This is a genomic window from Streptomyces sp. NPDC026538 (assembly GCF_055567535.1).
The window spans coordinates 170,634-194,066 of record NZ_JBVHQG010000005.1 but is presented as its reverse complement, the minus strand read 5'-3'; the positions used below and the strand labels follow the sequence as shown (position 1 = coordinate 194,066).

Below are 23,433 nucleotides of genomic sequence, written 5' to 3'. Positions count from 1 at the left end.
ATGGACCGCACGGTCATCGCCTACGTCATCTACCTGCTCGTCAGCATCGGACTGACCATCTGGGTGGCCCGCACGCTCAGCCGCAACGGGCGGATCTTCCTCTCCGACGTACTGCACGGGAACGAACAGCTCGCCGACGCCGTCAACCACCTTCTGGTCGTCGGCTTCTACCTCGTCAACCTCGGCTTCGTCGCGCTGTACCTGCACACCAACAACACCGTCGACGACACCCGGGGGATCTTCGAGGCCCTGTCGGCCAAGCTCGGTGTCGTGCTGCTGGTGCTCGGCGCGATGCACCTCGGCAACGTGTACGTCCTCAACCGGATACGGCGGCGCGGGGTCATGGAGAAGGAACAGCTCCCGCCCGTTCCGCCGCAGGGCTGGACCGCGCCGGCGGCCGGGGCGTGAGCACCGTGCCGGCCACCCACGACCGGGGCGCCGCGCGCGTCCCGGTCCGCGGGCTCACCGTTCTCTACGACGCCGAGTGCACCCTCTGCACCCACCTGCGCGACTGGCTCGGGCGCCAGCCGCAGCTGGTACCGCTCACCCTGGTCCCGGCGGCGTCGGACGAGGCCCGTGCCCGATTCCCCGGGCTCGACCACTCCGCCACCCTGGACGAGGTCACCGTCGTCGGCGACTCCGGACAGGTCTACCGGTCCACCGCCGCCTGGATCGTCGTCCTGTGGGCACTGCGGGAGCACCGGCCGCTCGCCCACAAGCTGAGCACCCCGGCCGGAGCCCGGCTGGCCCGGGGCGCGGTGCTCGCCGCCGCCCGGTGGCGGGGCGCCCAGTGGGGCGGCAAGGTCTACCGGCGCGAGGACGGGTGGACATACGACCCCGGGCTCGGGTGGGTGTACGACCCTCCGGGCTGTGCCGACGGCGTCTGCGCCACTCGTTAGGCTCTGTCCGTGTCCGCGAAGAACGACGGTCCCGTCGAGGCCGATACGCCGAGCAAGTCCGAGCAGACCCGCGCGCTGATCCTGGAGACGGCGATGCGGCTGTTCCGGGAGCGCGGCTACGAGAAGACCACCATGCGGGCCATCGCCACGGAGGCCGGGGTCTCCGTCGGCAACGCGTACTACTACTTCGCCGGCAAGGAACACCTGATCCAGGGCTTCTACGACCAGCTCGCCGCCGAGCACCGGGTGGCGGTCCGCGAGGTCCTGGACCGGGAGACCGACCTGGAGGCACGGCTCGCGGGCGTCCTCAAGGTGTGGCTGGACATCGCCCGGCCCTACCACGAGTTCGCGGTCCACTTCTTCAAGAACGCCGCCGACCCCGACAGCCCGCTCAGCCCGTTCTCCCCGGAGAGCGAGCACGCGCGCGTGGAGGCGATCAGCGTGCACCGGGAGGTGCTGGCGGGAGCGAAGACCAAGGTCGCCCCGGAACTGCGGGACGTCCTGCCCGAGTTGATGTGGCTCTCGCAGATGGGCCTGGTCCTGTACTGGATCTTCGACCGGACCGAGGGCCGGGAGCGCAGCTACCGGCTCGCCGAGCGGGGGGCCCGGCTGACCGCGCGAGGCGTCTCCCTCGCGCGGTTCCGGGTGCTACGACCGCTCGTGCTGGAGGTGCACGAACTCTTCACGGACTTCCTGCCGGGAATGACCCGGGTGCTGCCGGATCCGTCGGGCAGGCCTTGACGTCCACGAGATCCGCGGGGGCTAGTTGACCGCGTCCACCTCGTCCCCGGTGAGTTCCACGTCGTACACCAGCGGCCCCTCCGCCACCACCACGTGCCGGGCGCGGGAGCCGTACGCCGTCGACGTCACCGCCAGCAGGTAGGAACCCGGCGCCGGGACCGAGAGGATGTAGGAGCCGTCCGCCAGGGACGTCACGCGGTCCAGCTGGCGGCCGCCCTTGGACATCAGGGTCACCGACGCGTCCTCCACCGGGTCACCGTCCGCGGTACGGACGAAACCGTGGATCGCCGTGGCCGGGCCGGTCGGCTCGGCGGGCTCCGGGGCGGCCTCCTCCGACGGCTCCACCGCCAGATGCGGCAGCCGCTTCTCCAGCCAGTCCGGCAGCCACCAGTTGGACGTGCCGAGCAGATGCATCGCCGCCGGGACCAGTGCCGTACGGAGGATGAACGCGTCGAGCGCCACCGCCGCCGCCAGACCCACGCCCGCCATCGCCGCGCCCGAGTCGCCGCTCAGGACGAAGGCCAGGAAGACACAGACCATGATCAGGGCCGCGCTGTTGATGACCCGGCTGGTCTCGGCCAGGCCGACCCGGACCGCCCGCGCGTTGTCCCTCGTGTGCACCCACTCCTCGTGCATCCGGCTCACCAGGAACACCTGGTAGTCCATCGAGAGGCCGAACAGGAGGGACAGCATGATGACGGGGAGGAACGCGTTGATCGGGCCCTCCTTGCCGAGGCCCAGCAGGTCCAGGCCCCAGCCCCACTGGAAGACCGCGACCAGGACGCCGAAGGAGGCGGCCGCCGCGATCAGGTTCATCACCGCCGCCGTCAGCGGGACCACCAGGGAGCGGAAGGCGACCAGGAGGAGCAGGAAGCCCAGGCCGATGATCGTGGCGATGAACAGCGGCAGGCGGTCGCCGGTGACCGAGGCGAAGTCCTTGGAGACCGCCGTCACGCCGCCCACGTGGGCCTGGGCGCCCGCCTGCGGGATCACCCGGTCGCGGAGGGTGTCGATGAGGTCGTCGGTCTCCTTGGACTGCGGGGAGGTGGTCGGGATCACCTGGATGACGGTGACGCCCCGCGCGGGCGGCAGCGCGGCGGCCCGGGCGACTCCGGAGGTCGCCTCGATGCCCTGGACCAGCTTCGCCGTGTCACCGCCCGCGCTGACCACCTGGAGCGGGCCGTTGAAGCCGGGACCGAAGCCCTCGGCTAGCAGGTCGTAGGCCTTCCTGGTGGTCGTGGACGCGTCGTCGTTGCCCTGGTCGGTGGCGCCGAGGCGCAGCGACAGGACCGGGATGGCGAGGATCGCCATGACGACCACGGCGAGGGCGGCGATGCGCCTCGGGCGCTTCTCGACGTTCACCGACCAGCGGGCCGCGAGGCCGCTCGCCCTCTCCGGTTCGGGGCCCTCGGCGGCCAGCCGGCGGCGCTGGCGGCGGCTGAGGACGCGCGGGCCGAGGAAGCCGAGCAGGGCGGGCAGCAGGGTGGTCGCGGCCAGGACGCTGAGCACCACCGTCAGGGAGGTGCCGATGACCACGCCGTCCAGGAACCGCAGCCGGGTGACCAGCATGCCGGCCAGCGCGATGCAGACCGTGCCGCCCGCGAACAGCACCGCCCGGCCCGAGGTGTTGAGGGCGGTGACCGCCGATTCCTCGGGCTCCATGCCGCGCAGGATGCCCCGGCGGTGCCGGGTGACGATGAACAGGGCGTAGTCGATGCCGACGCCGAGGCCGATCAGGGAGGCGAGCAGCGGGGCGATGTCGGGGATGTTCGTGGTGTGGCTGAGGAGCTGGGTGGAGAACAGGCCCATGCCCACGCCGAAGACCGCGATCGCGATCGGGAGGGTCATCGCGAAGAACGAACCGAACGCCAGGAAGAGGACGACCGCGGCCGCGATGATGCCGACCATCTCGGAGAGGCCCTGCGGCGGCTCCTGGACGCGCTGGATGGCCTGGCCGCCCAGCTCGACCTGCAGACCGCTGCGTTCGGCGGCCTGGGCGGTGTCGACGACCTTCTGGACGACGTCCTTGGGGATCTCGTTCGCCCGCTGGACGAAGGTGAGCTGGGCGTAGGCGATCTTGCCGTCCTGGCTGATCTGCGCGGCTCCCCGGGCGCCTTCGTAGGGGCTGGTGACCGCGCCGACGCCGGTCAGCTTCGCGATCGTGTCGAGGGCCGGCTGGACGCGGCCGCGGACCGCCTGGTCCCTGACGGAACCGTCGGTGACCTTCCAGACCACGGTGTCCGTGTCGCCCGAGGTGTTCGGGAAGGCCTTCTGCATCAGGTCGTACGCACTCTTGGAGTCCGTGTCGGGGAGGGAGAAGACGTTCGCGTAGTCCGTGCCCGCCGTCGAGGCCGAGAAGCCCACGCCGAACAGCGCCCCCACCCACAGCAACAGGACCACCAGCCGGTGCCGATAGCACCACCGTGCCAATGCCGTCACGCTCAACAGCTCCTTTGATCAAGTCGGTTCGGTCGGTTGGTCCCCCAGGTCCTGGGCACCAGGATTGGCGGCGACGGGCACGCCCGGACACGGGGCGCGCATGACTCTCAAGGAACTCCAAAGCTGTGCGCCCCCGGCTGTCGGCGGTCGCGCCGATACTGGGGGCATGACGGCTCCAGGCAGCACCGTGCTCATCGTGGAGGACGAGCCGAGCATCGCGGACGTCCTCGCCATCGCCCTGCGCTACCACCGGTTCGAGGTGATGACGGCCGGTACGGTCCGGGACGCCCTGGCGCTGGCCGAGCGCACCCGCCCCGACGCGGCCCTGCTGGACGTGATGCTGCCGGACGGGGACGGCCGGGCCCTGGCACGTGAACTGCGGGCCCGGCAGCCGGACCTGGCGCTGGTCTTCCTGACCGCGCGGGACGCCCCCGCCGAGATAGTCGGCGCGCTCGGCTACGGCGACGACTACATCACCAAGCCGTTCAACATCGACGAGGTCGTCGCCCGGATCGGCGCGGTGCTGCGCCGCACCCGCCCGGCCGACGTCATCCAGCAGCGCCCGCCGCTGCGCTACGGCGACCTGGAACTGGACGAGACGACGTACTCGGTGCACCGGGCCGGCCGTACGGTCGAGCTGACCCCGACCGAGTACGCGCTGCTGCGCTTCCTGGTGCGCAACGGCGGCCGGATCGTCCCCAAGGAGCAACTGCTCAGACACGTCTGGCAGTACGAGCACGTGCCGTCCGAGTCGACCGTCGTGGAGACCTACATCAGCTATCTGCGGCGCAAGCTGGACGCCCTGGGAGCGCCGGTGATCACCACTCGGCGGGGCGTCGGATACGGCCTGGCATGAACGTCGGGAAACGCCGGCACCGGCACGGCATGCACTCACTGCGCGGCAAGCTGACCCTCGCCAACGTCGGCCTGCTCGCCGTCGGCATCGTGGCGGCGACCACGATCAGCATCATGGGCATGCGACTGTACCTGCTCGACCAGGTGGACTCCTCGCTGCTCAAGATGCGCACCTCGCTGGGGAGTTCGGGGCTCACCCTGCGGCAGGTCGACTCGCTTGGCACGCTCGGCGTCATCCGCGACCGGGTCGTACCGGCCGAGTCCGACCCGGCACCGGGCTCGATCTTCACCGTGGTCGACACCGAGGGCAGCGCCGTCGAGGTCTTCGACATGGCGCCGACCGAGGCCCAGCGCGGACTGGCGGCCGCCGTGCACGACCCGCGCGCCCTCGCCGCCGCCCCCGACCCGGGCGACGTCACCGTGCACGGCGCGATGTACCGGGTGACGGCGACCCGGCTCGCCGACGGCCCCTACATCCTGCTGGCCACCTCGACCGAGCTGCTGCACGAGGGCATAGCCAAGGCGCTCCGGCTCGACTTCGCCGTCGGCGCGCTGCTGCTGGCACTGCTGGCCTGCCTGACCATGTTCAGCTCGCGGCGCTGTCTGCTGCCGCTGGAGGACATGGTGGAGACGTCGTCGGCGATCGCCGAGGGCGACCTGACCCGCCGGGTGCCGTCGAGCCAGCATCCGACGGAGGAGGTCGAGCAGCTGCGGCTGGCCCTCAACTCGATGCTGCACCAGGTGGAGACGGCGTACCGGACCCGCGAGCGCAGCGCGGCCCAGCTGCGCCGGTTCGTCGCCGACGCCTCGCACGAGCTGCGGACGCCGCTCGCCGCCATCCGCGGCTATCTCCAGCTGTACGACAAGGGGATGCTGCGCGAGCCCGGGGAGCGGCGGCGGGCCTGGGACCGGATGCACGGCGAGGTGGACCGGATGGGCCGGCTCGTCGACGAGCTGCTGCTGCTGGCGCGGCTCGACCAGCGGCCCGAGATCCGGTTCCGGAACGTCGACGTGAGCCGGCTGGTGCGGGACGCGGCGGAGGATCTGCGGGCCCAGCAGCCGGCGCGGCGGGTCGCGGTGAGCGCCGAGGGGGCGGTGCTGGTGCGGGCCGACGAGTCGGGGCTGCGGCAGGTACTGGGGAACCTGGTGGCCAACGTCCGTACCCACACGCCGGTCGAGGCGGCGGTACGGCTGGGGGTGGAGCGGTCGGACGGGGTGGTGCGGGTCTGTGTCGCCGACGAGGGGCCCGGACTGGCGGAGGAGGACGCGGCGCGGATCTTCGACCGGTTCTTCCGGGTGGGGAGTGCGGAGGGGAGCGGGCTGGGAATGGCGATCGTGCAGGGGGTGGTGGACGCCCATGGCGGGGAGGTGGCGGTGAGTACCTCGCCCGGGGAGGGGCTGGCCGTGACGGTGACGTTGAGGTGCGGGTGAGAAGGGGCGAGACGGGGTGAGGAGCGGGTGAGGTTCAGGTGCCGGGGCACTGGTGCTGGGAACCGGCCAGAACCAGCGCCCATACCGTCTTCCCGTGGGAGCCCCTGCTCCATACCCCCCACGCCGCCGCGACCGTCTCCACCAGGTGCAGACCCCGGCCTGCCTCGTCGTCCTCCCGGACGATCCGGAGCCGCGGCTCCACCCGGCCCTCGTCGGAGACCTCGATCAGGCACGAGCCGTCCGCCAGCGCCGTCACCGCGACCTCGAACTCCCGCTCGAGCAGCGGGCCGTGGCGTACGACATTGGTGGCCAGCTCGGACACCAGGAGCACGGCGTCACCGACCGCCGGGTCGTCCGGGCCGTGGCCCCAGTCGGCCAGATGGTCCCGGACCCGGTGCCGGGCCAGGCCCACGGACGCCGGATGCCGGGGCAGCCGGAAGGAGTTGCGTCTCAGCACGTCTGCTCCTCACCCCACGCACACCTCCGTCACATGGTGCCGCGCCGGGTGTCCGCCCCCGTCAGATCCAGTCCAGACTCCACAGGCGGAACAGGCCCGTGCTGTCCGTGAGGTACTGGGTGCCGCCCACGTCCTCGCTGCTGACGACGTAGTCCGTGCGCTGCCAGAGCGGGATCAGCGGCACGTCGTTCGCGACGTCCGTCTGGATGTTACGGAAGTCCGCGTCGACGCGGGCACGGTCGGCGTACTGCTGGCTGTCCTGGATGAGGTGGTCGACGGCCTTGTTGCTGTAGCCGGTGCTCATCACCGAGTCGCTGCCGACCAGGGAGGCGCCGAAGGTGTCCGGGTCGGGGTAGTCGGCGACCCAGCCGACCGCCCAGGCGTCCATCTTGCCCGTGGCCCACGACTTCTGAAAGTCGGTCCACTCGTACCCCTTGACGTCGACCTTGAACAGGCCGCCCACCTCCAACTGCTTCTTCAGCGCGGCGGCCTCCTCGGCTCCCGCGCCGTGGCCGATGCCGTAGCCGAAGGTGAACTCGACCGGGAGGCTGACGCCGGCCTGCTCCAGCAGCGCCTTCGCCTTGGCGACGCTCTGCGAGGGGTACTCGTCGAAGAAGGACGTGGTGTGGCCGGTGAGACCGGTCGGGATCAGCGAGTACAGCGGCTCCACCGTCCCGTCGTACACGGTGGCGGCCAGCTGCTCGCGGTTGACCAGCCAGGCCAGCGCACGGCGGACCAGGACGTCGTGCAGGGCGGAGTTCTTACGGGTGTCGAAGTACAGGTTACGGGTCTCGGCGCTGTCGGACTCCGTCACGCGCTGGTCGGGGTCGCTCGGCGAGAGCTTGGACACCATGGCCGGCGGCAGCGTGCGGGTGGCGACGTCGATCTGCTTCGCCTTGTACGCACTGCTGAGCTTGGCCGAGTCGGCGTAGTAGTCCAGCTTGATGGGACGGCCGGTGCCGCCGAGGTCGCCCTTGTAGTCACCGTTGGGCTGCAGGTCCGCCTGCTTGCCCTTCGTATACGACGTCAGGCGGTACGGGCCGGTGCCGTCCACCGAGTTGTCGGTACGCAGGCTGTTCGCCGGGTACTTGTCCTTGTCGACGATCGAACCGGCGCCGGTGGCCACCTTGAACGGGAACGTCGCGTCCGCGGACGACAGATGGAAGGTCACGGTCTTGCCGGAGGCGGTGACCGACGAGAGCGTCGAGAACAGCGAGGCCGGACCGACGTCCGAGTTGATCTTCTTGACCCGGTCGAAGGAGAACTTCACGTCCTCGGCGGTCATCGCCCGGCCGCTCGGGAAGGTGATCCCGTCCCGGATGACGCAGCGGTACGTCTGCAGACCGGTGTCCGTGAAGTCACAGCTCTGGGCCGCGTCCGGGACCGGCTGGACACCGCCCGGCTCGAAGCTGAGCAGTGACTGGAAGACGTTGTTGAACAACGCCCACGAACCGGCGTCGTAGGCGCCTGCCGGATCGAGCGCGGTGACGGCGTCGGTCGTGCCGACGGTGATCGTCTTGTTCTTGTTCTCCTGCGACGGCAGCAGCTGCCAGCCGCCGATCCCCACGATCGCCAGTACCACAAGCGTCACGAGAATCCGCATGCGAACAGATCGCATGGTTGGTGCCCTCCCCAGGGCCCTCACGGACCCGTTCCAGGCCCTACCCAGGCCCTCCACAAGTGCCACTCCCCTAAGTGACGCGGCTCACCTAACCACAGGAGTTTCATGTGGGGGAAGAGTGATCTGGCTAGATGAGGAAGAACTTACCGAGCGCTTGTTTCCCCGGGATTTCACAGCCTCTCCACAGGCACCCGGAGTTCAGACCCGCTCCGACGCCGGTTCGACGACCGCGGCAGGCGTCCCTCTTGCTATGACGTTCGGCGCAGTGCGCGTACTCCGCGCAACCCGATGCCCCCGATGACCGTCCCCAATACGAAGGACACGACGGCCAGCGTCAGGTGGACCCAGAAGTAGGCCGTGGGGTGGCCGTCGTCGAAGGCGAGCCCACTGCCGTCCTTGACCAAGTTCTTGATGAAAGTGATCCAGATGAACCAAGACCACACTCCGAACGCGAGCAGGAACCAGGACACCGGGCGGCTGAGCTTCATGGGTTCAGTATCGCCGTCGGCTGTCCGGTTCCGTGTCCGGGGTGGGGTCGGTGGCGGGACTTCGCCCTCCGTGCCGGGTACGTTCTCGTCCGTGTCCGCTCCGAAGTCCCCTGCCGGCCGGTCTCTGCTGGTCGCCTCCGCCGCCCTGCTGTCCCTGTCGCTCACCGCGCCGGCCGCGCTCGCCGCGCCCACGCCCTCGACCAGTCCGTCGGCCACTCCCCCGGCGCGCATGTCGTCGGTCGGCGGCACTCGGCTCGGGCAGCCCGGTACTCAGGTCGATCTGGCCGCCGGGGTGCCGGTGCTGCCGAAGGACATCACGGCCCGTTCCTGGATCGTCTCCGACGCCGAGTCGGGCGAGGTGCTCGCCGCGCACAACGCGCACTGGCGGCTGCCCCCGGCGAGCACCCTGAAGATGCTGTTCGCGGACACCGTGCTGCCGCGGTTCCCGAAGTCGACCCCGCACAAGGTGGTGCCGACCGACCTCGCGGGCATGGGCGCCGGTTCCAGCCTGGTGGGGATAAAGGAGGGCCAGACCTACACGGTCCACGACCTCTGGCTCGGTGTCTTCCTTCGCTCCGGCAACGACGCCGTGCACGTGCTGTCCGCGATGAACGGCGGTGTCGAGCAGACCGTCAAGGACATGCAGTCCCACGCCGACGACCTCCAGGCGCTGGACACGCATGTGGTGAGCCCGGACGGGTACGACGCGGCCGGCCAGGTGTCCTCGGCGTACGACCTGTCGCTGTTCGCCCGGTCCGGACTGCAGAAGAAGGACTTCCGGGAGTACTGCTCGACCGTGCGGGCCGCGTTCCCGGGGGACACGACGAAGAACGCCAAGGGCAAGTCGGTGCGTCAGTCCTTCGAGATCCAGAACACCAACCGGCTGCTGAGCGGCGACACCGACGTGCCGGTCTACCAGGGCATCGCTGGCGTGAAGAACGGCAACACCACCAACGCGGGCGCCACCTTCACCGGGGTCGCGGAGCGGGGCGGCAGGGTGCTGCTGGTCACGGTGATGAACCCGGAGAAGAAGGAGCACAACGAGGTCTACAAGGAGACCGCCCAGCTCTTCGACTGGGGTTTCCAGGCGGCCGGCAAGGTGACTCCGGTGGGCGAGCTGGTCCCGCCGAAGGGAGCGGTGGACTCCAGTGTGCAGCCGGGGACGACCGCCTCGTCCTCCGGGTCGGGTTCCGACTCCGACTCCGGTTCCGGTTCCGGGAAGAAGTCCGGGTCGAAGCCGGTGGCCGCCGCCTCCACCGACGGCTCCAGCGGGGTCGGGGTCGCGCTGGGGATCGCGGGCGGGGCGCTGGTGCTGCTCGTGGGCGCGGCGTTCCTGGTCAACCGCCGTTGGCCGCTGCCGGATCTGGTACGTCGGCGGCCTCGTCCGTGACCTCGGTGCCGCTCTCGGTCGCCGTCCAGGCGGCACAGAACAGGACGAGTTTCGAGGTGAAGTTGATCCACAGCAGCAGGGCGACCGGCACGCCGAACGCGCCGTACATGCTCTTCGTGGCAACGCCCTGGATGTAGCCGCTGAGCAGCAGCTTGAGGAGTTCGAAGCCGACCGCGCCGATCAGCGCCGCGACCAGCAGGCGGCGGCGCGGCGGTTCGACCCCGGGCAGCAGGGTGAGGAGGTAGAGCAGCACCAGGAAGTCGGCGACCACCGCGACGACGAACGCGATGATCCGCAGCAGCAGGCTGCCCCAGCTGTGCTGGTCGATGCCGAGCTGTCCCGCCGTCCAGCCGACGGCCGCCGTGGCGACCGCGGACACGGCGAGGGTGACCATCAGCGCGCCGCCGAGACCGATCAGGATGCCGGCGTCCTTGGCCTTGGCGACGATCGGGTTCTGGTCCTTGTCGGGCAGTTCCCACACCGTGCGCAGACAGTCCCGCACCTGGCCGACCCAGCCGATGCCGGTGAACAGCAGGACGGCACCGGCGATGAGACCGACCGTGCCGGCGTTCTGCACCAGCGAGTTGATGTCCAGCTGGTCGGAGATCCCCGGGAACTGGTCCGCGATCTTGCCTTCGAGGGTGTGCTGCCGTGACTCGCTCAGGGTGGCGGCGGCGATCGCGGCGGCCACGGTCAGCAGCGGGAAGAGCGAGATGAAGCTGATGAAGGTCATGGCGGCGGCCAGCCGGGCCCACTTCACCCGGTCGAGCCGCTCGTACGACCGCCATACGTGCGTGTGCATCAGCCAGCCGACGAGCGGGCCGACGACGGGAAGTTTTCTCAGCCAGTCCATGATCCGACTCTGCCCTCCGCGCGGAAGACAAATGTACGGGTACCCCAGAAGCGCAGAACCGTGGCAAGCGCCATGCCGACGACCGCGCCGGAGACGGTGTCGGCGCGCTGCGAGGTGAGGCCGAGACCGTAGTGGCTGACAGCGAGGCAGAGCAACTGGACCAGGGCGCCTGCGAGGTTGACGGCGACGAAGACGGCGTAGGGGCGCAGCCCCGACAGGCGCGCGTTGCGATAGGTGCCGCGCGCGTTGCCGACGTAGGCGACCGTGCAGCCCGCCAGGAAGGACAGGGCCTTGGCGGTGAGCGGATCGAGGGCGGCCGGGCCGCGCAGACAGCTGAAGAGGGCGAGGTCGGCGGTGTAGGCGAGCAGGCCGACGGCCGCGAAGCCGATCAGCTCGCGCTGGTGCGCGGTCACCAGTGGGCCACCGCGAGCCCGTACATCGCGAGCCAGGCCAGGCCGATCAGCGCGAGGGCCCGGTCCCGCAGGACGACGTCCTCGGGTTCGCCGGCGGTGCCCCGGTCGGCGAAGACGGCGTAGCGCAGGATCGCCAGGATGAAGGCGACCATGGACAGCTGACGCCAGGGCAGCAGGCCCGCGGCGGGGGTGCGGTGGCCTTCCAGGGCCCACAGGCAGTAGGCGAGGACGGCGACCCCGGCGGCGAGCTGCCAGACGAAGCGGAGGTAGCCGGTGGTGTATTCGGTGAGCAGCGCGCGCGTGGCGCCCGCTTTCCCTGCCAGTTGCACGGCCTCGGAGTAGCGCTTGGCCGACACCATGAAGAGCGCGCCGAAGCCGGTGGTGATCAGGAACCAGCGGGACAGCGGGATGCCGAGCGCGACCCCGCCGATCACCGCCCGCATCAGGAAGCCGGTCGTGACGACGACGAGGTCGACCACCAGGACGTGCTTCAGGGCGACGCAGTACGCCAGTTGCATGCCGAGGTAGGCGATCAGGAGGGCCGGGACGAGGGGCGGGGTCAGCCGAGCCGCGAGCAGCGGTCCCAGGACCGCCAGGACGCCTCCTGCCACGTAGGCGACGGGAACCGGGACCTGGCCAGCGGCGACCGGGCGGCGGCACTTGGTGGGGTGGGCGCGGTCGGCGTCCGCGTCCCGGGCGTCGTTGATCAGGTAGACGGCGGCGGCGCAGGCCGTGAAGAGGAGGAAGGTGAGGGTGAGGGTGAGGAGCGCGTGCGTGGCGAAGAGCCGCCCGGCGGCGGCCGGGGCGGCGATGACGAGGGTGTTCTTGACCCACTGCTTGGGGCGGGTGGTCTTCAGCAGGCCCTTGAGCAGACCGCCGGGGGTGACCCGCGCGCACACCGGTCCGTGCGCCGGTCCGCTCGTCGGCGCGCACGCCGGTCCGGTCGTCGGACCGGGCGCCGATACGGTCGTCGGACCGGGCGCCGATACGGTCGTCGGACCGGGCGCAGGTTCGTGCGGCCGGGCGGGGTGGCCGCGCTGCTCGTGCAGATTCGTTTCAGCAGTGCCGTCGGCCGTCGCTTCGGTGGCACCGGCCGACGCTTCGATGGAGTCGGCGGTCGCTTCGGTGGCGGCGTGCGCGGTCTCGGTCATCCACGCCTCCCCGCGCACGCGACATCCAACACTCCCCCACGCATCCACCGCGCCCCGGCGCGCGCCGTGAGCGCCCCCAGGGCCGCGCCCGCGGCGACGTCCGACGGGTAGTGCACACCGACGACGAGCCGGGAGAGGCACATGGCGGCCGCCAGGGGCGCGAGGGCGGGCGCGCCGAGCGCCCCGAAGGCGACGGCGGCTGCCGCGGCGGAGGTGGCGTGCGAGCTGGGGAAGGAGTGCCGGCCCGCGGTACGTACCCGCGGCCGCACATGCGCGGGGCGCGCACGGCGCACGATCCGCTTGACGCCCATGCTGCCGAGGTGCGCGCCCGCGACGAGCGCCGTTCCGCGCAACCAGGCGCCGCGTCGCGCGCCGTCCACGGCGGCCCCCGCGAGGCCGGCCGCGAGCCAGAGCGCGCCGTGCTCACCGGCGACGGAAAGACCGCGCGCGGCCGACGCGACGCGTGGATCGGCACCGCAGGCGTGCAGCGCGGAGAGGATCCGGTGGTCCATGTCGTCCATTGGACTCACTGTTCACCTTGACCCCGCCAAAGCTACGACCATATTGAGCGACATTCCGATAATCACCCGTTTCGGGGAGTCAGGTGATCTTCCGTAACCAATCACCAATAGCACCCATAACACCCATACGGCAGCGATACGGTCGTCCTTATGCCTGGAAAGCCTGGCGGGCCCGCAGGTCCCGCCGAGTCCGCACCCCCCGGAACCACCGTCTCCGTCACCGGCTGGGGCCGCACCGCCCCCACCGCCGCCCGCCTGATCCGTCCCCGGACGTACCAGGAGGCGGCGAACGCGATCCGGAGCTGCGGGGAACGCGGCGGCATCGCGCGGGGCCTGGGGCGCGCGTACGGGGACGCGGCGCAGAACGCCGGCGGCGCCGTGCTCGACATGACGGGCCTCGACCGCATCCACGCCATCGACGCCGACGGCGGCACCCTCCTGTGCGACGCGGGAGTCTCCCTGCACCGCCTGACGGAGGTGCTGCTGCCGCTCGGCTGGTTCGTCCCGGTGACCCCGGGGACCCGCCAGGTGACGGTGGGCGGCGCGATCGGCGCCGACATCCACGGCAAGAACCACCATGTCTCGGGATCCTTCTCCCGTCACGTGCTGTCCTTCGAACTCCTCACCGCGGACGGCCAGGTCCGCACGGTGAGCCGCGGCACCCCGCTGTTCGACGCGACGGCCGGCGGCATGGGTCTGACCGGAGTGATCCTCACGGCGACCATCCGCCTCCTCCCGGTCGAGACGTCGTACATGACGGTCGACACCGAACGCGCCACCGACCTCGACGACCTGATGCACCGCCTGACCACCACGGACCACCGCTACCGCTACTCGGTCGCCTGGATCGACCTGCTGGCGCGCGGGGCGGCGACCGGGCGCGCGGTGCTCACGCGGGGCGACCACGCGCCCCGGGAGGCGCTCGGCGAGGACTCGCGCGCCGGGCGTGCACCACTCGCCTTCCGCCCCCGTCGGCTCCCGGCCGCCCCCGCGTTCGTCCCCGAGGGCCTCCTGGGCCGCACCTCCGTCGGTCTCTTCAACGAACTCTGGTACCGCAAGGCGCCACGCGCGCGTACCGGCCAACTCCAGCGCATCTCCGCGTTCTTCCACCCCCTGGACGGCGTCCCGCACTGGAACCGCGTCTACGGCCGCGGCGGCTTCGTGCAGTACCAGTTCGTCGTCGGCTACGGCCAGGAGGACGCCCTGCGCCGGATCGTGGCCCGTATCTCCGAGCGCCGCTGCCCTTCCTTCCTGGCCGTCCTCAAGCGCTTCGGCGACGCCGACCCCGGCTGGCTCTCCTTCCCCCTGCCCGGCTGGACCCTCGCGCTCGACATCCCGGCCGCGCTGCCCGGCCTCGGCGTGTTCCTCGACGAACTGGACGAGGAGGTTGCGGGCGCCGGCGGCCGTGTCTACCTCGCCAAGGACGCCCGGCTCCGCCCCGACCTGCTCGCCGCGATGTATCCACGGCTCGCCGACTTCCGCGCCCTGCGTGCGGAGTTGGACCCGCGCGGGGTGTTCGTCTCCGACCTGTCCCGCCGTCTCGGCCTCTAGGAGCTGATCGCTGTCATGAAGGACGCCTTCGGAATGCCCCAGTCCCTGCTCGTGCTCGGCGGTACGTCCGAGATCGCGCTGGCCACCGCGCGCCGGCTGATCGCCCGCCGCACCCGCACGGTCTGGCTGGCCGGCCGCCCCTCCCCCGCCCTCGACCACGCCGCCGGACATCTGCGCACGCTCGGCGCCGACGTCCGCACCGTCCCCTTCGACGCGCTCGACCCCGAGTCCCACGAAGCCGCTCTCGGGAAGGTCTTCGCCGAGGGCGACATCGACATGGTGCTGCTCGCCTTCGGCGTCCTGGGCGACCAGGCGACCGACGAGCGGGAGCCGGTGCAGGCCGTGCGGGTGGCGCAGACCAACTACACGGGCGCCGTCTCGGCGGGCCTGGTCTGCGCGCGGGCCCTGCAGACACAGGGCCACGGCTCACTGGTGGTGCTGTCCTCGGTGGCCGGGGAGCGGGCGAGGCGCTCCAACTTCATCTACGGCTCCAGCAAGGCGGGCCTGGACGCGTTCGCCCAGGGCCTGGGCGACGCGCTGCACGGGACGGGCGTGCACGTGATGGTCGTAAGGCCGGGGTTCGTGCGGTCGAGGATGACGGCCGGGCTGGCGGAGGCGCCCCTGGCCACGACCCCGGAAGCGGTGGCGACGGCGATCGAGACGGGGCTGCGCAGGCGCTCGGAGGTGGTGTGGGTGCCGGGGGCGCTGCGGGTGGTGATGTCGGCGCTGCGCCACGCACCACGGTCGGTGTTCCGACGACTGCCGATCTAGTACCGACGGCTGCCGATCTGGTTCCGGCGGCTGCCGATCCAGTACCGACGGCTGCCCATCTGGTTCCGGCGGCTGCCGATCTGGTTCGACGGCCGCCGGTCTGGTTCCGGTCGGCTGTGACGCCCCTTCAGGGGTGCGGAGCTGTGCCGACGTGCGGCTACCGACTGGCGATGGTCCCCCGCTCCGCGTGCCCCACCTGAGGCGGCACGACGGAGCCCCCGAACACGTACTCGTGCAGCTTCCGCCACACACCGTCGGAACCCTGCTCGTAGAGCGCGAACCCCATGCAGGACCAATCGGCCTCGTACCCCGCCAGCTCGGCGAAGGCCCGGTCCATCGCCGCCTCGTCGATCCCGTGCGCGACGGTGACGTGCGGGTGGTACGGGAACTGCAGCTCGCGGTCGAGCGGCCCGGACGCGGCGCGGATCCGCTGCTGGAGCCAGGCGCAGTCGTCCGCCCCCTGGACCACCCGGACGTACACGACCGGCGAAAGGGGCCGGAAGGTGCCCGTGCCGCACAGCCGCATCGGGAACGGCCGGCCCACCGCGGCGACCTCGCCCAGGTGGGCCTGGACGGCGGCCAGCCCGCCCTCGGCGATCTCCGTCGGCGGCAGCAGCGTGACGTGCGTGGGGATGCCGTGGGCCGCGGCGTCGCCGAAGCCCACGCGCCGCTCCTGGAGCAGGCTGCCATGAGGCTCCGGGACCGCGATCGAGACGCCGATCGTTACGGTCCCCACGTCATCTCCTGTCGGTCGTGATGGTCGGACGCGTGTCGGGTTCGTACCCGGCCGTCCGGCTATCGACTGTACGACCACGGCCGCCTTCCGGGCAGCCGTGGCCGAAGTGATGTGCAGCGCTCCCGTGCGCTCCCCGGAGCGCCCCGAGCGCCCCCGGCGCCCCGCTCGGTACCGTCGGCGCTCCGCCGGTGCTCGGCGGGTCAGCGCTTGGCGGGTCCGGGTCAGTGCTTGGCGGGTCAGTGCTTGGCGGGCAGGAAGCCCACCCGGTCGTAGGCCTGGGCCAGGGTCTCGGCGGCGACGGCGCGGGCCTTCTCCGCGCCCTTGGCGAGGATCGAGTCGAGCGTCTCCGAGTCGTCCAGGTACTGCTGGGTGCGCTCCCGGAACGGGGTCACGAACTCGACCATGACGTCGGCGAGGTCGGTCTTGAGCGCGCCGTACATCTTGCCCTCGTACTCCTGCTCCAGCTCGGCGATCGACTTGCCGGTGAGGGTGGAGTAGATGGTGAGGAGGTTGCTGACGCCCGGCTTGGCCGCCACGTCGTAGCGGATGACCGTGTCGGTGTCGGTGACCGCGCTCTTGACCTTCTTGGCCGTCGCCTTCGGCTCGTCCAGGAGGTTGATGAGGCCCTTGGGCGTGGACGCCGACTTGCTCATCTTGATCGACGGCTCCTGGAGGTCGTAGATCTTCGCCGTCTCCTTGAGGATGTACGGCTTCGGGATCACGAAGGTCTCGCCGAAGCGGCCGTTGAAGCGCTCGGCGAGGTCGCGGGTGAGCTCGACGTGCTGGCGCTGGTCCTCGCCGACCGGCACCTCGTTGGCCTGGTAGAGCAGGATGTCGGCGACCTGGAGGATCGGGTACGTGAACAGGCCGACGCTGGCGCGGTCCGCGCCCTGCCTGGCCGCCTTGTCCTTGAACTGGGTCATCCGGCTGGCCTCGCCGAACCCGGTGAGGCAGTTCATGACCCAGGCGAGCTGCGCGTGCTCGGGGACGTGGCTCTGCACGAAGAGGGTGCAGCGGTCCGGGTCCAGGCCGGCGGCGAGCAGCTGGGCCGCGGCGAGGCGGGTGTTGGCGCGCAGGTCGGCGGGGTCCTGCGGGATCGTGATCGCGTGCAGGTCGACGACCATGTAGAAGGCGTCGTGGGATTCCTGGAGGGCTACCCACTGGCGGACGGCGCCGAGGTAGTTGCCGAGGTGGAACGAGCCGGCGGTGGGCTGGATACCGGAGAGCACGCGGGGTCGATCAGAGGCCATGCCCCCATTCTCTCAGAGGGTGGGGGCGGGATTGGTCTCCGAGGCGGAGGGTTGTCCGGTGCGCGGGGAACTGCGGCGCCGTAGTGGCTGGTCGCGCAGTTCCCCGCGCCCCTCGGGGGGCGCTGTCCCCCGGCGGCGTTGATCAGCCCAGGTCGATCTCGGGGTACAGCGGGAAGCCCGCGACCAGGTCCGTCGCGCGCTGGGCGATCTCCGTCGACACCTTCTCGTCCAGGACGTGGGAGGCCTTGCTCGGGGCGCCCGACTTCGTCGTGCCCGGCTCGGTCGCCGTCAGGACGCGGTCGATCAGGGCCGCCACCTCGTCCATCTCGGCCGTGCCCAGGCCGCGCGTGGTCAGGGCCGGGGTGCCGATGCGGATGCCGGAGGTGTACCAGGCGCCGTTCGGGTCGGCCGGGATCGCGTTGCGGTTGGTGACGATGCCGGAGTCGAGGAGGGCCGTCTCGGCCTGGCGGCCGGTGAGGCCGTAGGACGACTCGACGTCGATCAGGTTGAGGTGGTTGTCGGTGCCGCCGGTGACGAGGGTGGCACCGCGGCGCGTCAGGCCCTCGGCCAGTGCGCGGGAGTTGTCGACGATCCGCTGGGCGTAGTCCTGGAAGGCGGGCTGCCGGGCCTCGGCGAGGGCGACGGCCTTGGCGGCCATGACGTGCGGGAGCGGGCCGCCGAGGACCATCGGGCAGCCACGGTCGACCTGGTCCTTCAGGGAGTCGTCGCACAGGACCATGCCGCCGCGCGGGCCGCGCAGCGACTTGTGGGTGGTGGTGGTCACGATCTGGGCGTGCGGGACCGGGTCGAAGTCACCGGTCAGGACCTTGCCTGCGACCAGGCCCGCGAAGTGCGCCATGTCGACCATGAGGGTCGCGCCGACCTCGTCGGCGATCTCCCGCATGATCCGGAAGTTCACCAGACGGGGGTACGCGGAGTAGCCGGCCACCAGGATCAGCGGCTTGAACTCACGGGCCTGGACGCGCAGCGCCTCGTAGTCGATCAGGCCGGTCGCCGGGTCGGTGCCGTAGGAGCGCTGGTCGAACATCTTGCCGGAGATGTTCGGGCGGAAGCCGTGGGTGAGGTGGCCGCCGGCGTCCAGGGACATGCCGAGCATCCGCTGGTTGCCGAAGGCCTGCCGCAGCTCGGCCCAGTCGGCCTCGGAGAGGTCGTTGACCTGGCGGGCGCCCGCCTTCTCCAGGAAGGGGACCTCGACGCGGTCGGCGAGGACGGCCCAGAAGGCGACCAGGTTGGCGTCGATGCCGGAGTGCGGCTGGACGTAGGCGTGCCGGGCGCCGAACAGCTCGCGGGCGTGCTCGGCGGCGAGCGCCTCGACGGTGTCGACGTTGCGGCAGCCGGCGTAGAAGCGACGGCCGACGGTGCCCTCGGCGTACTTGTCGCTGAACCAGTTGCCCATCGCGAGCAGGGTCGCCGGGGAGGCGTAGTTCTCGGAGGCGATCAGCTTGAGCATCTCGCGCTGGTCGTGGACCTCCTGGCCGATGGCGTCGGCGACCCGCGGCTCGACCGCGCGGATCACGTCGAGGGCGGCGCGGTACGCGGTGGACTCGGTGGAGAGGGGCGCGGACTTGTCTGACATTCGGGACCTCCGGACATGGCGTTCGGCGTTCACGGTTCGGCCCAGGCGCACGGCACTCGATCAGACGCGGGCCGCTCCCCGATGGTCGGTCCCATCCCAGCGCGCCAGTCACGGCCCGCTGGTCAGACTACCCGGCACGCCGGGTCCGGGGGCCGTGGCGTCCACCAGTCGGGCAGCGGCAGAGGGTAGTAAGGGGGCACCTCGCCGCGTTCTCTGGAGTCGCCGTGACCACTACGGAAGCCCTCATCGCCGCCGCCGACGCGCACAGCGCGCACAACTACCACCCGCTGCCGGTGGTGATCGCCACGGCCGAGGGGGCGTGGATGACGGACGTGGAGGGGCGCAGGTACCTGGACTTCCTGGCGGGCTACTCGGCGCTGAACTTCGGGCACGGCCACCCCCGGCTGGTGGCGGCGGCGAAGGCGCAGCTGGAGCGGGTGACGCTGACGTCCCGCGCCTTCCACCACGATCGGTTCGCCGCGTTCTGCACGGAACTGGCGGAGCTGTGCGGGATGGAGATGGTGCTGCCGATGAACACGGGCGTGGAGGCGGTGGAGACCGCCGTGAAGACCGCCCGGAAGTGGGGTTACCGGGTCAAGGGGGTGCCGTCGGAGAGGGCGAAGGTGGTGGTCGCCGGCGGAAACTTCCACGGCCGTACGACGACGGTGATCAGTTTCTCGACCGATCCCGAGGCACGGGCGGACTTCGGGCCGTACACCCCGGGCTTCGAGATCGTGCCGTACGGCGACCTGACGGCCATGCGGGCCGCGCTGACCGAGAACACGGTGGCGGTGCTGCTGGAGCCGATCCAGGGCGAGTCCGGGGTGATCGTGCCGCCGGAGGGCTATCTGGCGGGGGTGCGGGAGCTGACGCGCGAGCGGGACGTGCTGTTCGTCGCGGACGAGATCCAGTCCGGGCTCGGGCGGACCGGGCGGACCTTCGCGTGCGAGCACGAGGGGGTCGTACCGGATGTGTATGTCCTCGGGAAGGCGCTGGGCGGCGGGGTGCTGCCGGTGTCGGCGGTGGTGGCCCGGGCCGAGGTGCTGGAGGTTTTCCGGCCCGGCGAGCACGGGTCCACCTTCGGCGGGAACCCGCTGGCCTGTGCGGTGGCGCTGGAGGTGATCGCGATGCTGCGCAGCGGTGAGTACCAGGAGCGGGCCGCCGAGTTGGGGGAGGTCCTGCACCGGCGGCTGGCGGAGATCGCGGGCAGTGGGCGGGTGACCGCCGTGCGGGGGCGGGGGCTGTGGGCGGGCGTGGACGTGGATCCGGGGGTGGGTTCGGGGCGGGTGGTGTCGGAGCGGTTGATGGAGCGGGGGGTGCTGGTGAAGGACACGCACGGGGCGACCGTGCGGGTGGCTCCGCCCCTGGTGGTGGCGGAGGAGGATCTGGAGTGGGGGGTCGAGCAGTTGTGGGAGGTTCTGAGCACCTGAGGGGGGTGCCACCGCGGGAGGAGCGCGAGTGCCGGTGCGTGGTGGCTTGCCGCGCCCAGGCGGCGGTGGCCGCAGAGCCGGTACCGCCCCGCGCCCCTGCGGGGGCCCCTGTGCGGGGCGTTCAGAGAATCACGTGCGGCAGGAAGCGCGCGTAGTCGTCCGTCACCAGGCCCGCCGACTCCCTGATGCCCAGGCCCGCCGGCTCGTCCCCCACCACCCACGCGCCCAGCACCACGTGGTTGCCGTCGAAGGCCGGCAGGGGGGCCAGCTCCTGGTAGCAGCAGGCCTCGTCGCGTGTGCCTGACGGCATCGCTTCGTCGCCGGCGGCCGCCGCGCCCGGCGGGTGCACCCGCACGCCGGCTCCCTCCCGGCCCAGCAGCGGCTTGCTGACGTACCCCTTGCCGGCCGCCAGCTCCCTCGGGCCGTCGACGTAGGCCGGCAGCAGGTTCGGGTGTCCCGGGTACAGCTCCCAGAGGATCGCCAGCAGGGCCTTGTTGCTCAGGAGCATCTTCCAGGCCGGCTCTATCCACATCGTGCTGCCCGTACCGCCGCCGTTGTCCAGGGTGTCGAGGACGTGGCCGGCGAAGGCGTCGGTGGTGAGCCATTCCCAGGGGTAGAGCTTGAAGCAGCTGCGGATGAACCGGAGCCGGCTGTCGACGAAGCGGCCGGAGAGGGTGTCCCAGCCGATCTCCTCCATGGAGATCCACTCGGTGTCCAGGCCCGCCTGCTCGGCGGTCTCCTTCAGGTACGCGACCGTCATCAGGTCCTCGCCGAGTTCGTCGGCGGAGGAGTGGGCGAAGTGAAGGGGGATGCCGGGCGGGAGCAGCCGGGCCTGCCGCCGCCAGGCGTCGACGAGGCGTTCGTGGAGGCTGTTCCACTGGTCGGCGCCCGGGAAGCGGTCCTCCATCCAGAACCACTGGGCCGAAGCGGCCTCCACCAGTGAGGTGGGGGTGTCGGCGTTGTACTCCAGGAGTTTCGCCGGGCCGGTGCCGTCGTGGCGGAGGTCGAAACGGCCGTAGAGGGAGGGGAGTTCGGAGCGGCGGTGCCAGGACTCGGTGACGGCGGCGCGTATGCGGGGGTCGGTGATGCCCAGCTCGCCGAAACGATCCTGCGCCACGATGTGGCCGGCCGCGGCCAGACACATGGCGTGCAGCTCCTCGACCACCTCCTCCAGCGCCTCCACCTCCTCCAGGGTGAAGACGTAGTAGGCGCTCTCGTCCCAGTACGGGCGCAGGACGCCGTCGGGATGGCGGGTGAGGGGGTAGATCAGGCCCTGTTCCTCGACGGTCCGCTGCCAGTCGGGGCGGGGTGCGACGGTACGGCGCTCCATCGTGGGGTCAGCCGCCGGAGCTGCCGTGGCCGCCGCCGTGCCCGAACCCGCCGCGGTGGACGCTGTGGCCGCCGCTGGACGAGCCGCCGGAGCCCTTGGCCGGCTTGGTGAACGAGCCGCCGCTGACCCAGCCGCTCCTCTTCTTGCCGCCGTAGTAGTAGGCGCCGTTGACAGCGGTCTTGGTGGAGCCGCAGTTCTTGTCGGAGACGACCTGGTAGCCCTTGGTGGCGGTGTAGCTGTTGCGGTCGACGCAGCGCTTGTCGGGGTCGGAGGAGCAGGCGGTGAGGGCGGCGGCCAGAAGACCCATGCCGCCGAGGATCACGGTGCCCGAGCGGAGTTGTCGGCGTGCGTCAGCCATGTTCGTTTTCCCCCGTGTGGCGTGCGGTGGGCCGACGGCAGTCGAGTGATCGTCGGCCGGGTGTCCGGCGACAGCTTAGACGAACGGACTCAGCCACCCTGGGCACGCTGTACGACGGCTGGAACGACAGCGGCGCCACCAACGCCGCCCTCGCCCTCAACGCCACCGCCTGGCTGGCCGGCGCCAGCTGACGCACCGGCTGCGACGGCGGGTCCGGGCACCGTCCCGGGCCCGCCGTCCCGCCTTCCCCCGATCACTTCACTCCTTACCCCCTCCCCTACAGTCCCTTTGTGCTCTTTGGAATGGTGTGCGCGCTCGCCGCGGCGCTCTGCTTCGGTACCGCGACGGTTCTGCAGGCGATGGCCGCCCGGGCGGCCGGTGACGGTACGGGCGGGGAGGCCGCGCTGCTGTTGCGGGCCGTCCGGCAGTGGCGGTACCTCGTCGGGCTGGGGCTGGACGGGCTGGGGTTCGTGTTCCAGATCCTGGCGCTGCGCTCGCTCCCCATCTACGCGGTGAGCGCGGCGCTGGCGTCCAGCCTCGCGGTGACCGCGGTGGTCGCGGCCCGGCTGCTGCGGGTGCGGCTGAGCGGGCTGGAGTGGGGCGCGGTGGGGGTGGTGTGCGCGGGGCTCGCGATGCTGGGGCTGGCGTCGGGGCCGGAGGGCGACCGGGCCGGGTCCGACGCGCTGAAGTACGCGATGCTCGCGACCGCGGTGGGCGTGCTGCTGCTCGGGCTCGTCGGCGGTCGGCTGTCCGGTCGGTGGCGGGCGCTGCTGCTGGGTCTCGGAGCGGGGTTCGGGTTCGGGGTGGTGGAGGTGTCGGTGCGGCTCATCGACACCCTGTGGCCGGGCGGGCTGCTCACCAACCCGGCGGCCTACGCACTGCTCGTCGGCGGCGGCGGCGCCTTCCTGCTGCTGACCTCGGCGCTGCAGCGCGGCTCGGTGACCACGGCGACGGCCGGGATGGTGATCGGCGAGACGATCGGCCCGGCGGCCATCGGCGTGGTGTGGCTCGGGGACCGCACCCGCGAGGGGCTCGCCTGGCTCGGGGTGCTCGGCTTCACCGTGGCCGTCGCGGGGGCGCTGGCGCTGGCCCGGTTCGGGGAGGCGCCGGAGAGGGTCGAGGAGGACTGAGCCCCACCCTTGTCACACCTA

24 protein-coding genes and 1 riboswitch are annotated in these 23,433 nt (G+C 71.4%); of the genes, 11 read left to right on the top strand and 13 right to left on the bottom strand.

Annotated features, from left to right (window positions below; all coding sequences use genetic code 11):
* Genes ACZ4N4_RS21350 through ACZ4N4_RS21340 form a run of 3 tightly spaced genes read left to right on the top strand, consistent with a single transcriptional unit; the run spans nt 1 to nt 1,640 of the window.
* Complete coding sequence (locus tag ACZ4N4_RS21350; RefSeq protein WP_453568956.1) at nt 1–408, top strand: hypothetical protein; 408 nt, start codon at nt 1–3, stop codon at nt 406–408.
* Nucleotides 405–899 carry a thiol-disulfide oxidoreductase DCC family protein gene (locus ACZ4N4_RS21345; RefSeq protein ID WP_453568957.1) on the top strand — a complete coding sequence of 165 codons (495 nt, stop codon included), beginning with the start codon at nt 405–407 and terminating at the stop codon, nt 897–899. The genes ACZ4N4_RS21350 and ACZ4N4_RS21345 overlap by 4 nt, the downstream gene beginning before the upstream one ends.
* Before the next feature lie 9 nt (nt 900–908).
* Nucleotides 909–1,640 (top strand): TetR/AcrR family transcriptional regulator, encoded by a 732-nt coding sequence (locus ACZ4N4_RS21340; protein WP_467590969.1) that lies wholly within the window; start codon nt 909–911, stop codon nt 1,638–1,640.
* A 21-nt stretch (nt 1,641–1,661) separates the two neighbouring features.
* Here ACZ4N4_RS21340 and ACZ4N4_RS21335 read toward each other — a convergent pair whose 3' ends face one another.
* Complete coding sequence (locus ACZ4N4_RS21335; RefSeq protein WP_467591802.1) at nt 1,662–4,070, bottom strand: MMPL family transporter; 2,409 nt, start codon at nt 4,068–4,070, stop codon at nt 1,662–1,664.
* 175 nt (nt 4,071–4,245) lie between these two features.
* Here ACZ4N4_RS21335 and ACZ4N4_RS21330 point away from each other — a divergent pair, with 175 nt between their 5' ends.
* Nucleotides 4,246–4,935, top strand: coding sequence for a response regulator transcription factor (locus ACZ4N4_RS21330; RefSeq protein ID WP_360487851.1), 690 nt, complete (start codon nt 4,246–4,248; stop codon nt 4,933–4,935).
* On the top strand, nt 4,932–6,365 hold the full coding sequence (locus tag ACZ4N4_RS21325; RefSeq protein ID WP_467590966.1) for a sensor histidine kinase: 1,434 nt from the start codon (nt 4,932–4,934) through the stop codon (nt 6,363–6,365). The genes ACZ4N4_RS21330 and ACZ4N4_RS21325 overlap by 4 nt, the downstream gene beginning before the upstream one ends.
* A 34-nt stretch (nt 6,366–6,399) precedes the next feature.
* On the opposite strand, the gene ACZ4N4_RS21320 is transcribed toward ACZ4N4_RS21325, so the two are convergent.
* From ACZ4N4_RS21320 to ACZ4N4_RS21310, 3 genes are all read right to left on the bottom strand, one after another.
* Entirely contained in the window at nt 6,400–6,822 is a 423-nt protein-coding gene (locus tag ACZ4N4_RS21320) for an ATP-binding protein (protein WP_453379403.1), read from the bottom strand.
* Nucleotides 6,823–6,883: 61 nt separating this feature from the next.
* The gene (locus tag ACZ4N4_RS21315; protein WP_453568961.1) at nt 6,884–8,440 is read right to left on the bottom strand and encodes an ABC transporter substrate-binding protein; all 1,557 of its coding nucleotides are present in this window, start codon (nt 8,438–8,440) and stop codon (nt 6,884–6,886) included.
* 251 nt (nt 8,441–8,691) lie between these two features.
* Nucleotides 8,692–8,931: an SCO4848 family membrane protein gene (locus ACZ4N4_RS21310; protein ID WP_360487833.1), complete on the bottom strand. Its 240-nt coding sequence runs from the start codon at nt 8,929–8,931 to the stop codon at nt 8,692–8,694.
* A 91-nt stretch (nt 8,932–9,022) separates the two neighbouring features.
* Between ACZ4N4_RS21310 and ACZ4N4_RS21305 the strand changes: the two genes are divergently transcribed.
* On the top strand, nt 9,023–10,321 hold the full coding sequence (locus ACZ4N4_RS21305) for a D-alanyl-D-alanine carboxypeptidase family protein (protein ID WP_467590961.1): 1,299 nt from the start codon (nt 9,023–9,025) through the stop codon (nt 10,319–10,321).
* Here the strand turns inward: ACZ4N4_RS21305 and ACZ4N4_RS21300 are convergent.
* From ACZ4N4_RS21300 to ACZ4N4_RS21285, 4 genes are read right to left on the bottom strand one after another with little or no spacing between them, the layout of a single operon-like run.
* A complete protein-coding gene (locus ACZ4N4_RS21300) occupies nt 10,269–11,174 on the bottom strand; it encodes a YihY/virulence factor BrkB family protein (protein WP_453568965.1) in 906 nt (301 codons plus the stop codon). The genes ACZ4N4_RS21305 and ACZ4N4_RS21300 overlap by 53 nt on opposite strands.
* Nucleotides 11,162–11,587 (bottom strand): GtrA family protein, encoded by a 426-nt coding sequence (locus ACZ4N4_RS21295; RefSeq protein ID WP_467590957.1) that lies wholly within the window; start codon nt 11,585–11,587, stop codon nt 11,162–11,164. The genes ACZ4N4_RS21300 and ACZ4N4_RS21295 overlap by 13 nt, the downstream gene beginning before the upstream one ends.
* Nucleotides 11,584–12,738, bottom strand: coding sequence for a decaprenyl-phosphate phosphoribosyltransferase (locus ACZ4N4_RS21290; RefSeq protein WP_467590954.1), 1,155 nt, complete (start codon nt 12,736–12,738; stop codon nt 11,584–11,586). The genes ACZ4N4_RS21295 and ACZ4N4_RS21290 overlap by 4 nt, the downstream gene beginning before the upstream one ends.
* A complete protein-coding gene (locus ACZ4N4_RS21285) occupies nt 12,735–13,259 on the bottom strand; it encodes a phosphatase PAP2 family protein (RefSeq protein ID WP_467590951.1) in 525 nt (174 codons plus the stop codon). The genes ACZ4N4_RS21290 and ACZ4N4_RS21285 overlap by 4 nt, the downstream gene beginning before the upstream one ends.
* Before the next feature lie 150 nt (nt 13,260–13,409).
* Here ACZ4N4_RS21285 and ACZ4N4_RS21280 point away from each other — a divergent pair, with 150 nt between their 5' ends.
* Together ACZ4N4_RS21280 and ACZ4N4_RS21275 are read left to right on the top strand one after the other, a co-directional pair.
* A complete protein-coding gene (locus tag ACZ4N4_RS21280) occupies nt 13,410–14,810 on the top strand; it encodes an FAD-binding oxidoreductase (RefSeq protein ID WP_467590948.1) in 1,401 nt (466 codons plus the stop codon).
* Nucleotides 14,811–14,825: 15 nt separating this feature from the next.
* The gene (locus ACZ4N4_RS21275; RefSeq protein ID WP_450754424.1) at nt 14,826–15,581 is read left to right on the top strand and encodes a decaprenylphospho-beta-D-erythro-pentofuranosid-2-ulose 2-reductase; all 756 of its coding nucleotides are present in this window, start codon (nt 14,826–14,828) and stop codon (nt 15,579–15,581) included.
* Nucleotides 15,582–15,738: 157 nt separating this feature from the next.
* Here ACZ4N4_RS21275 and ACZ4N4_RS21270 read toward each other — a convergent pair whose 3' ends face one another.
* The 3 genes from ACZ4N4_RS21270 to ACZ4N4_RS21260 form a co-directional block, all read right to left on the bottom strand.
* Nucleotides 15,739–16,317 (bottom strand): 2'-5' RNA ligase family protein, encoded by a 579-nt coding sequence (locus tag ACZ4N4_RS21270; RefSeq protein ID WP_467590946.1) that lies wholly within the window; start codon nt 16,315–16,317, stop codon nt 15,739–15,741.
* Nucleotides 16,318–16,553: 236 nt separating this feature from the next.
* Entirely contained in the window at nt 16,554–17,567 is a 1,014-nt protein-coding gene (gene trpS, locus ACZ4N4_RS21265; protein ID WP_453568975.1) for a tryptophan--tRNA ligase, read from the bottom strand.
* A 142-nt stretch (nt 17,568–17,709) separates the two neighbouring features.
* Entirely contained in the window at nt 17,710–19,164 is a 1,455-nt protein-coding gene (locus tag ACZ4N4_RS21260) for a glycine hydroxymethyltransferase (RefSeq protein ID WP_467590943.1), read from the bottom strand.
* A 32-nt stretch (nt 19,165–19,196) separates the two neighbouring features.
* A riboswitch (ZMP/ZTP riboswitch) is annotated at nt 19,197–19,286 on the bottom strand.
* A gap of 102 nt (nt 19,287–19,388) precedes the next feature.
* Here ACZ4N4_RS21260 and rocD point away from each other — a divergent pair.
* Nucleotides 19,389–20,594, top strand: a complete 1,206-nt coding sequence (rocD, locus tag ACZ4N4_RS21255; protein ID WP_467590941.1) for an ornithine--oxo-acid transaminase — start codon at nt 19,389–19,391, stop codon at nt 20,592–20,594.
* 121 nt (nt 20,595–20,715) lie between these two features.
* On the opposite strand, the gene ACZ4N4_RS21250 is transcribed toward rocD, so the two are convergent.
* Both ACZ4N4_RS21250 and ACZ4N4_RS21245 read right to left on the bottom strand, forming a co-directional pair.
* Nucleotides 20,716–21,924: a glutathionylspermidine synthase family protein gene (locus ACZ4N4_RS21250; protein ID WP_467590938.1), complete on the bottom strand. Its 1,209-nt coding sequence runs from the start codon at nt 21,922–21,924 to the stop codon at nt 20,716–20,718.
* Between the two features lie 7 nt (nt 21,925–21,931).
* Nucleotides 21,932–22,282 carry a hypothetical protein gene (locus tag ACZ4N4_RS21245; RefSeq protein WP_453568982.1) on the bottom strand — a complete coding sequence of 117 codons (351 nt, stop codon included), beginning with the start codon at nt 22,280–22,282 and terminating at the stop codon, nt 21,932–21,934.
* A gap of 14 nt (nt 22,283–22,296) precedes the next feature.
* Here ACZ4N4_RS21245 and ACZ4N4_RS21240 point away from each other — a divergent pair, with 14 nt between their 5' ends.
* The gene (locus ACZ4N4_RS21240) at nt 22,297–22,473 is read left to right on the top strand and encodes a hypothetical protein (protein ID WP_467590935.1); all 177 of its coding nucleotides are present in this window, start codon (nt 22,297–22,299) and stop codon (nt 22,471–22,473) included.
* A 111-nt stretch (nt 22,474–22,584) separates the two neighbouring features.
* On the top strand, nt 22,585–23,412 hold the full coding sequence (locus ACZ4N4_RS21235; protein WP_453379470.1) for a DMT family transporter: 828 nt from the start codon (nt 22,585–22,587) through the stop codon (nt 23,410–23,412).
* The last annotated feature ends 21 nt before the right edge of the window (nt 23,413–23,433 follow it).

Excerpts from the sequence above, each read along its gene's own strand:
- ACZ4N4_RS21350 (WP_453568956.1), top strand. The coding sequence starts at position 1 with ATGGACCGCACGGTCATCGCCTACGTCATCTACCTGCTCGTCAGCATC.
- ACZ4N4_RS21330 (WP_360487851.1), top strand. The coding sequence starts at position 4,246 with ATGACGGCTCCAGGCAGCACCGTGCTCATCGTGGAGGACGAGCCGAGC.
- ACZ4N4_RS21325 (WP_467590966.1), top strand. The coding sequence starts at position 4,932 with ATGAACGTCGGGAAACGCCGGCACCGGCACGGCATGCACTCACTGCGC.
- ACZ4N4_RS21315 (WP_453568961.1), bottom strand. The coding sequence starts at position 8,440 with ATGCGATCTGTTCGCATGCGGATTCTCGTGACGCTTGTGGTACTGGCG.
- ACZ4N4_RS21310 (WP_360487833.1), bottom strand. The coding sequence starts at position 8,931 with ATGAAGCTCAGCCGCCCGGTGTCCTGGTTCCTGCTCGCGTTCGGAGTG.
- ACZ4N4_RS21300 (WP_453568965.1), bottom strand. The coding sequence starts at position 11,174 with ATGGACTGGCTGAGAAAACTTCCCGTCGTCGGCCCGCTCGTCGGCTGG.
- ACZ4N4_RS21290 (WP_467590954.1), bottom strand. The coding sequence starts at position 12,738 with ATGACCGAGACCGCGCACGCCGCCACCGAAGCGACCGCCGACTCCATC.
- ACZ4N4_RS21285 (WP_467590951.1), bottom strand. The coding sequence starts at position 13,259 with ATGGACGACATGGACCACCGGATCCTCTCCGCGCTGCACGCCTGCGGT.
- ACZ4N4_RS21280 (WP_467590948.1), top strand. The coding sequence starts at position 13,410 with ATGCCTGGAAAGCCTGGCGGGCCCGCAGGTCCCGCCGAGTCCGCACCC.
- ACZ4N4_RS21275 (WP_450754424.1), top strand. The coding sequence starts at position 14,826 with ATGAAGGACGCCTTCGGAATGCCCCAGTCCCTGCTCGTGCTCGGCGGT.
- trpS (WP_453568975.1), bottom strand. The coding sequence starts at position 17,567 with ATGGCCTCTGATCGACCCCGCGTGCTCTCCGGTATCCAGCCCACCGCC.
- ACZ4N4_RS21260 (WP_467590943.1), bottom strand. The coding sequence starts at position 19,164 with ATGTCAGACAAGTCCGCGCCCCTCTCCACCGAGTCCACCGCGTACCGC.
- ACZ4N4_RS21250 (WP_467590938.1), bottom strand. The coding sequence starts at position 21,924 with ATGGAGCGCCGTACCGTCGCACCCCGCCCCGACTGGCAGCGGACCGTC.
- ACZ4N4_RS21245 (WP_453568982.1), bottom strand. The coding sequence starts at position 22,282 with ATGGCTGACGCACGCCGACAACTCCGCTCGGGCACCGTGATCCTCGGC.
- ACZ4N4_RS21235 (WP_453379470.1), top strand. The coding sequence starts at position 22,585 with ATGGTGTGCGCGCTCGCCGCGGCGCTCTGCTTCGGTACCGCGACGGTT.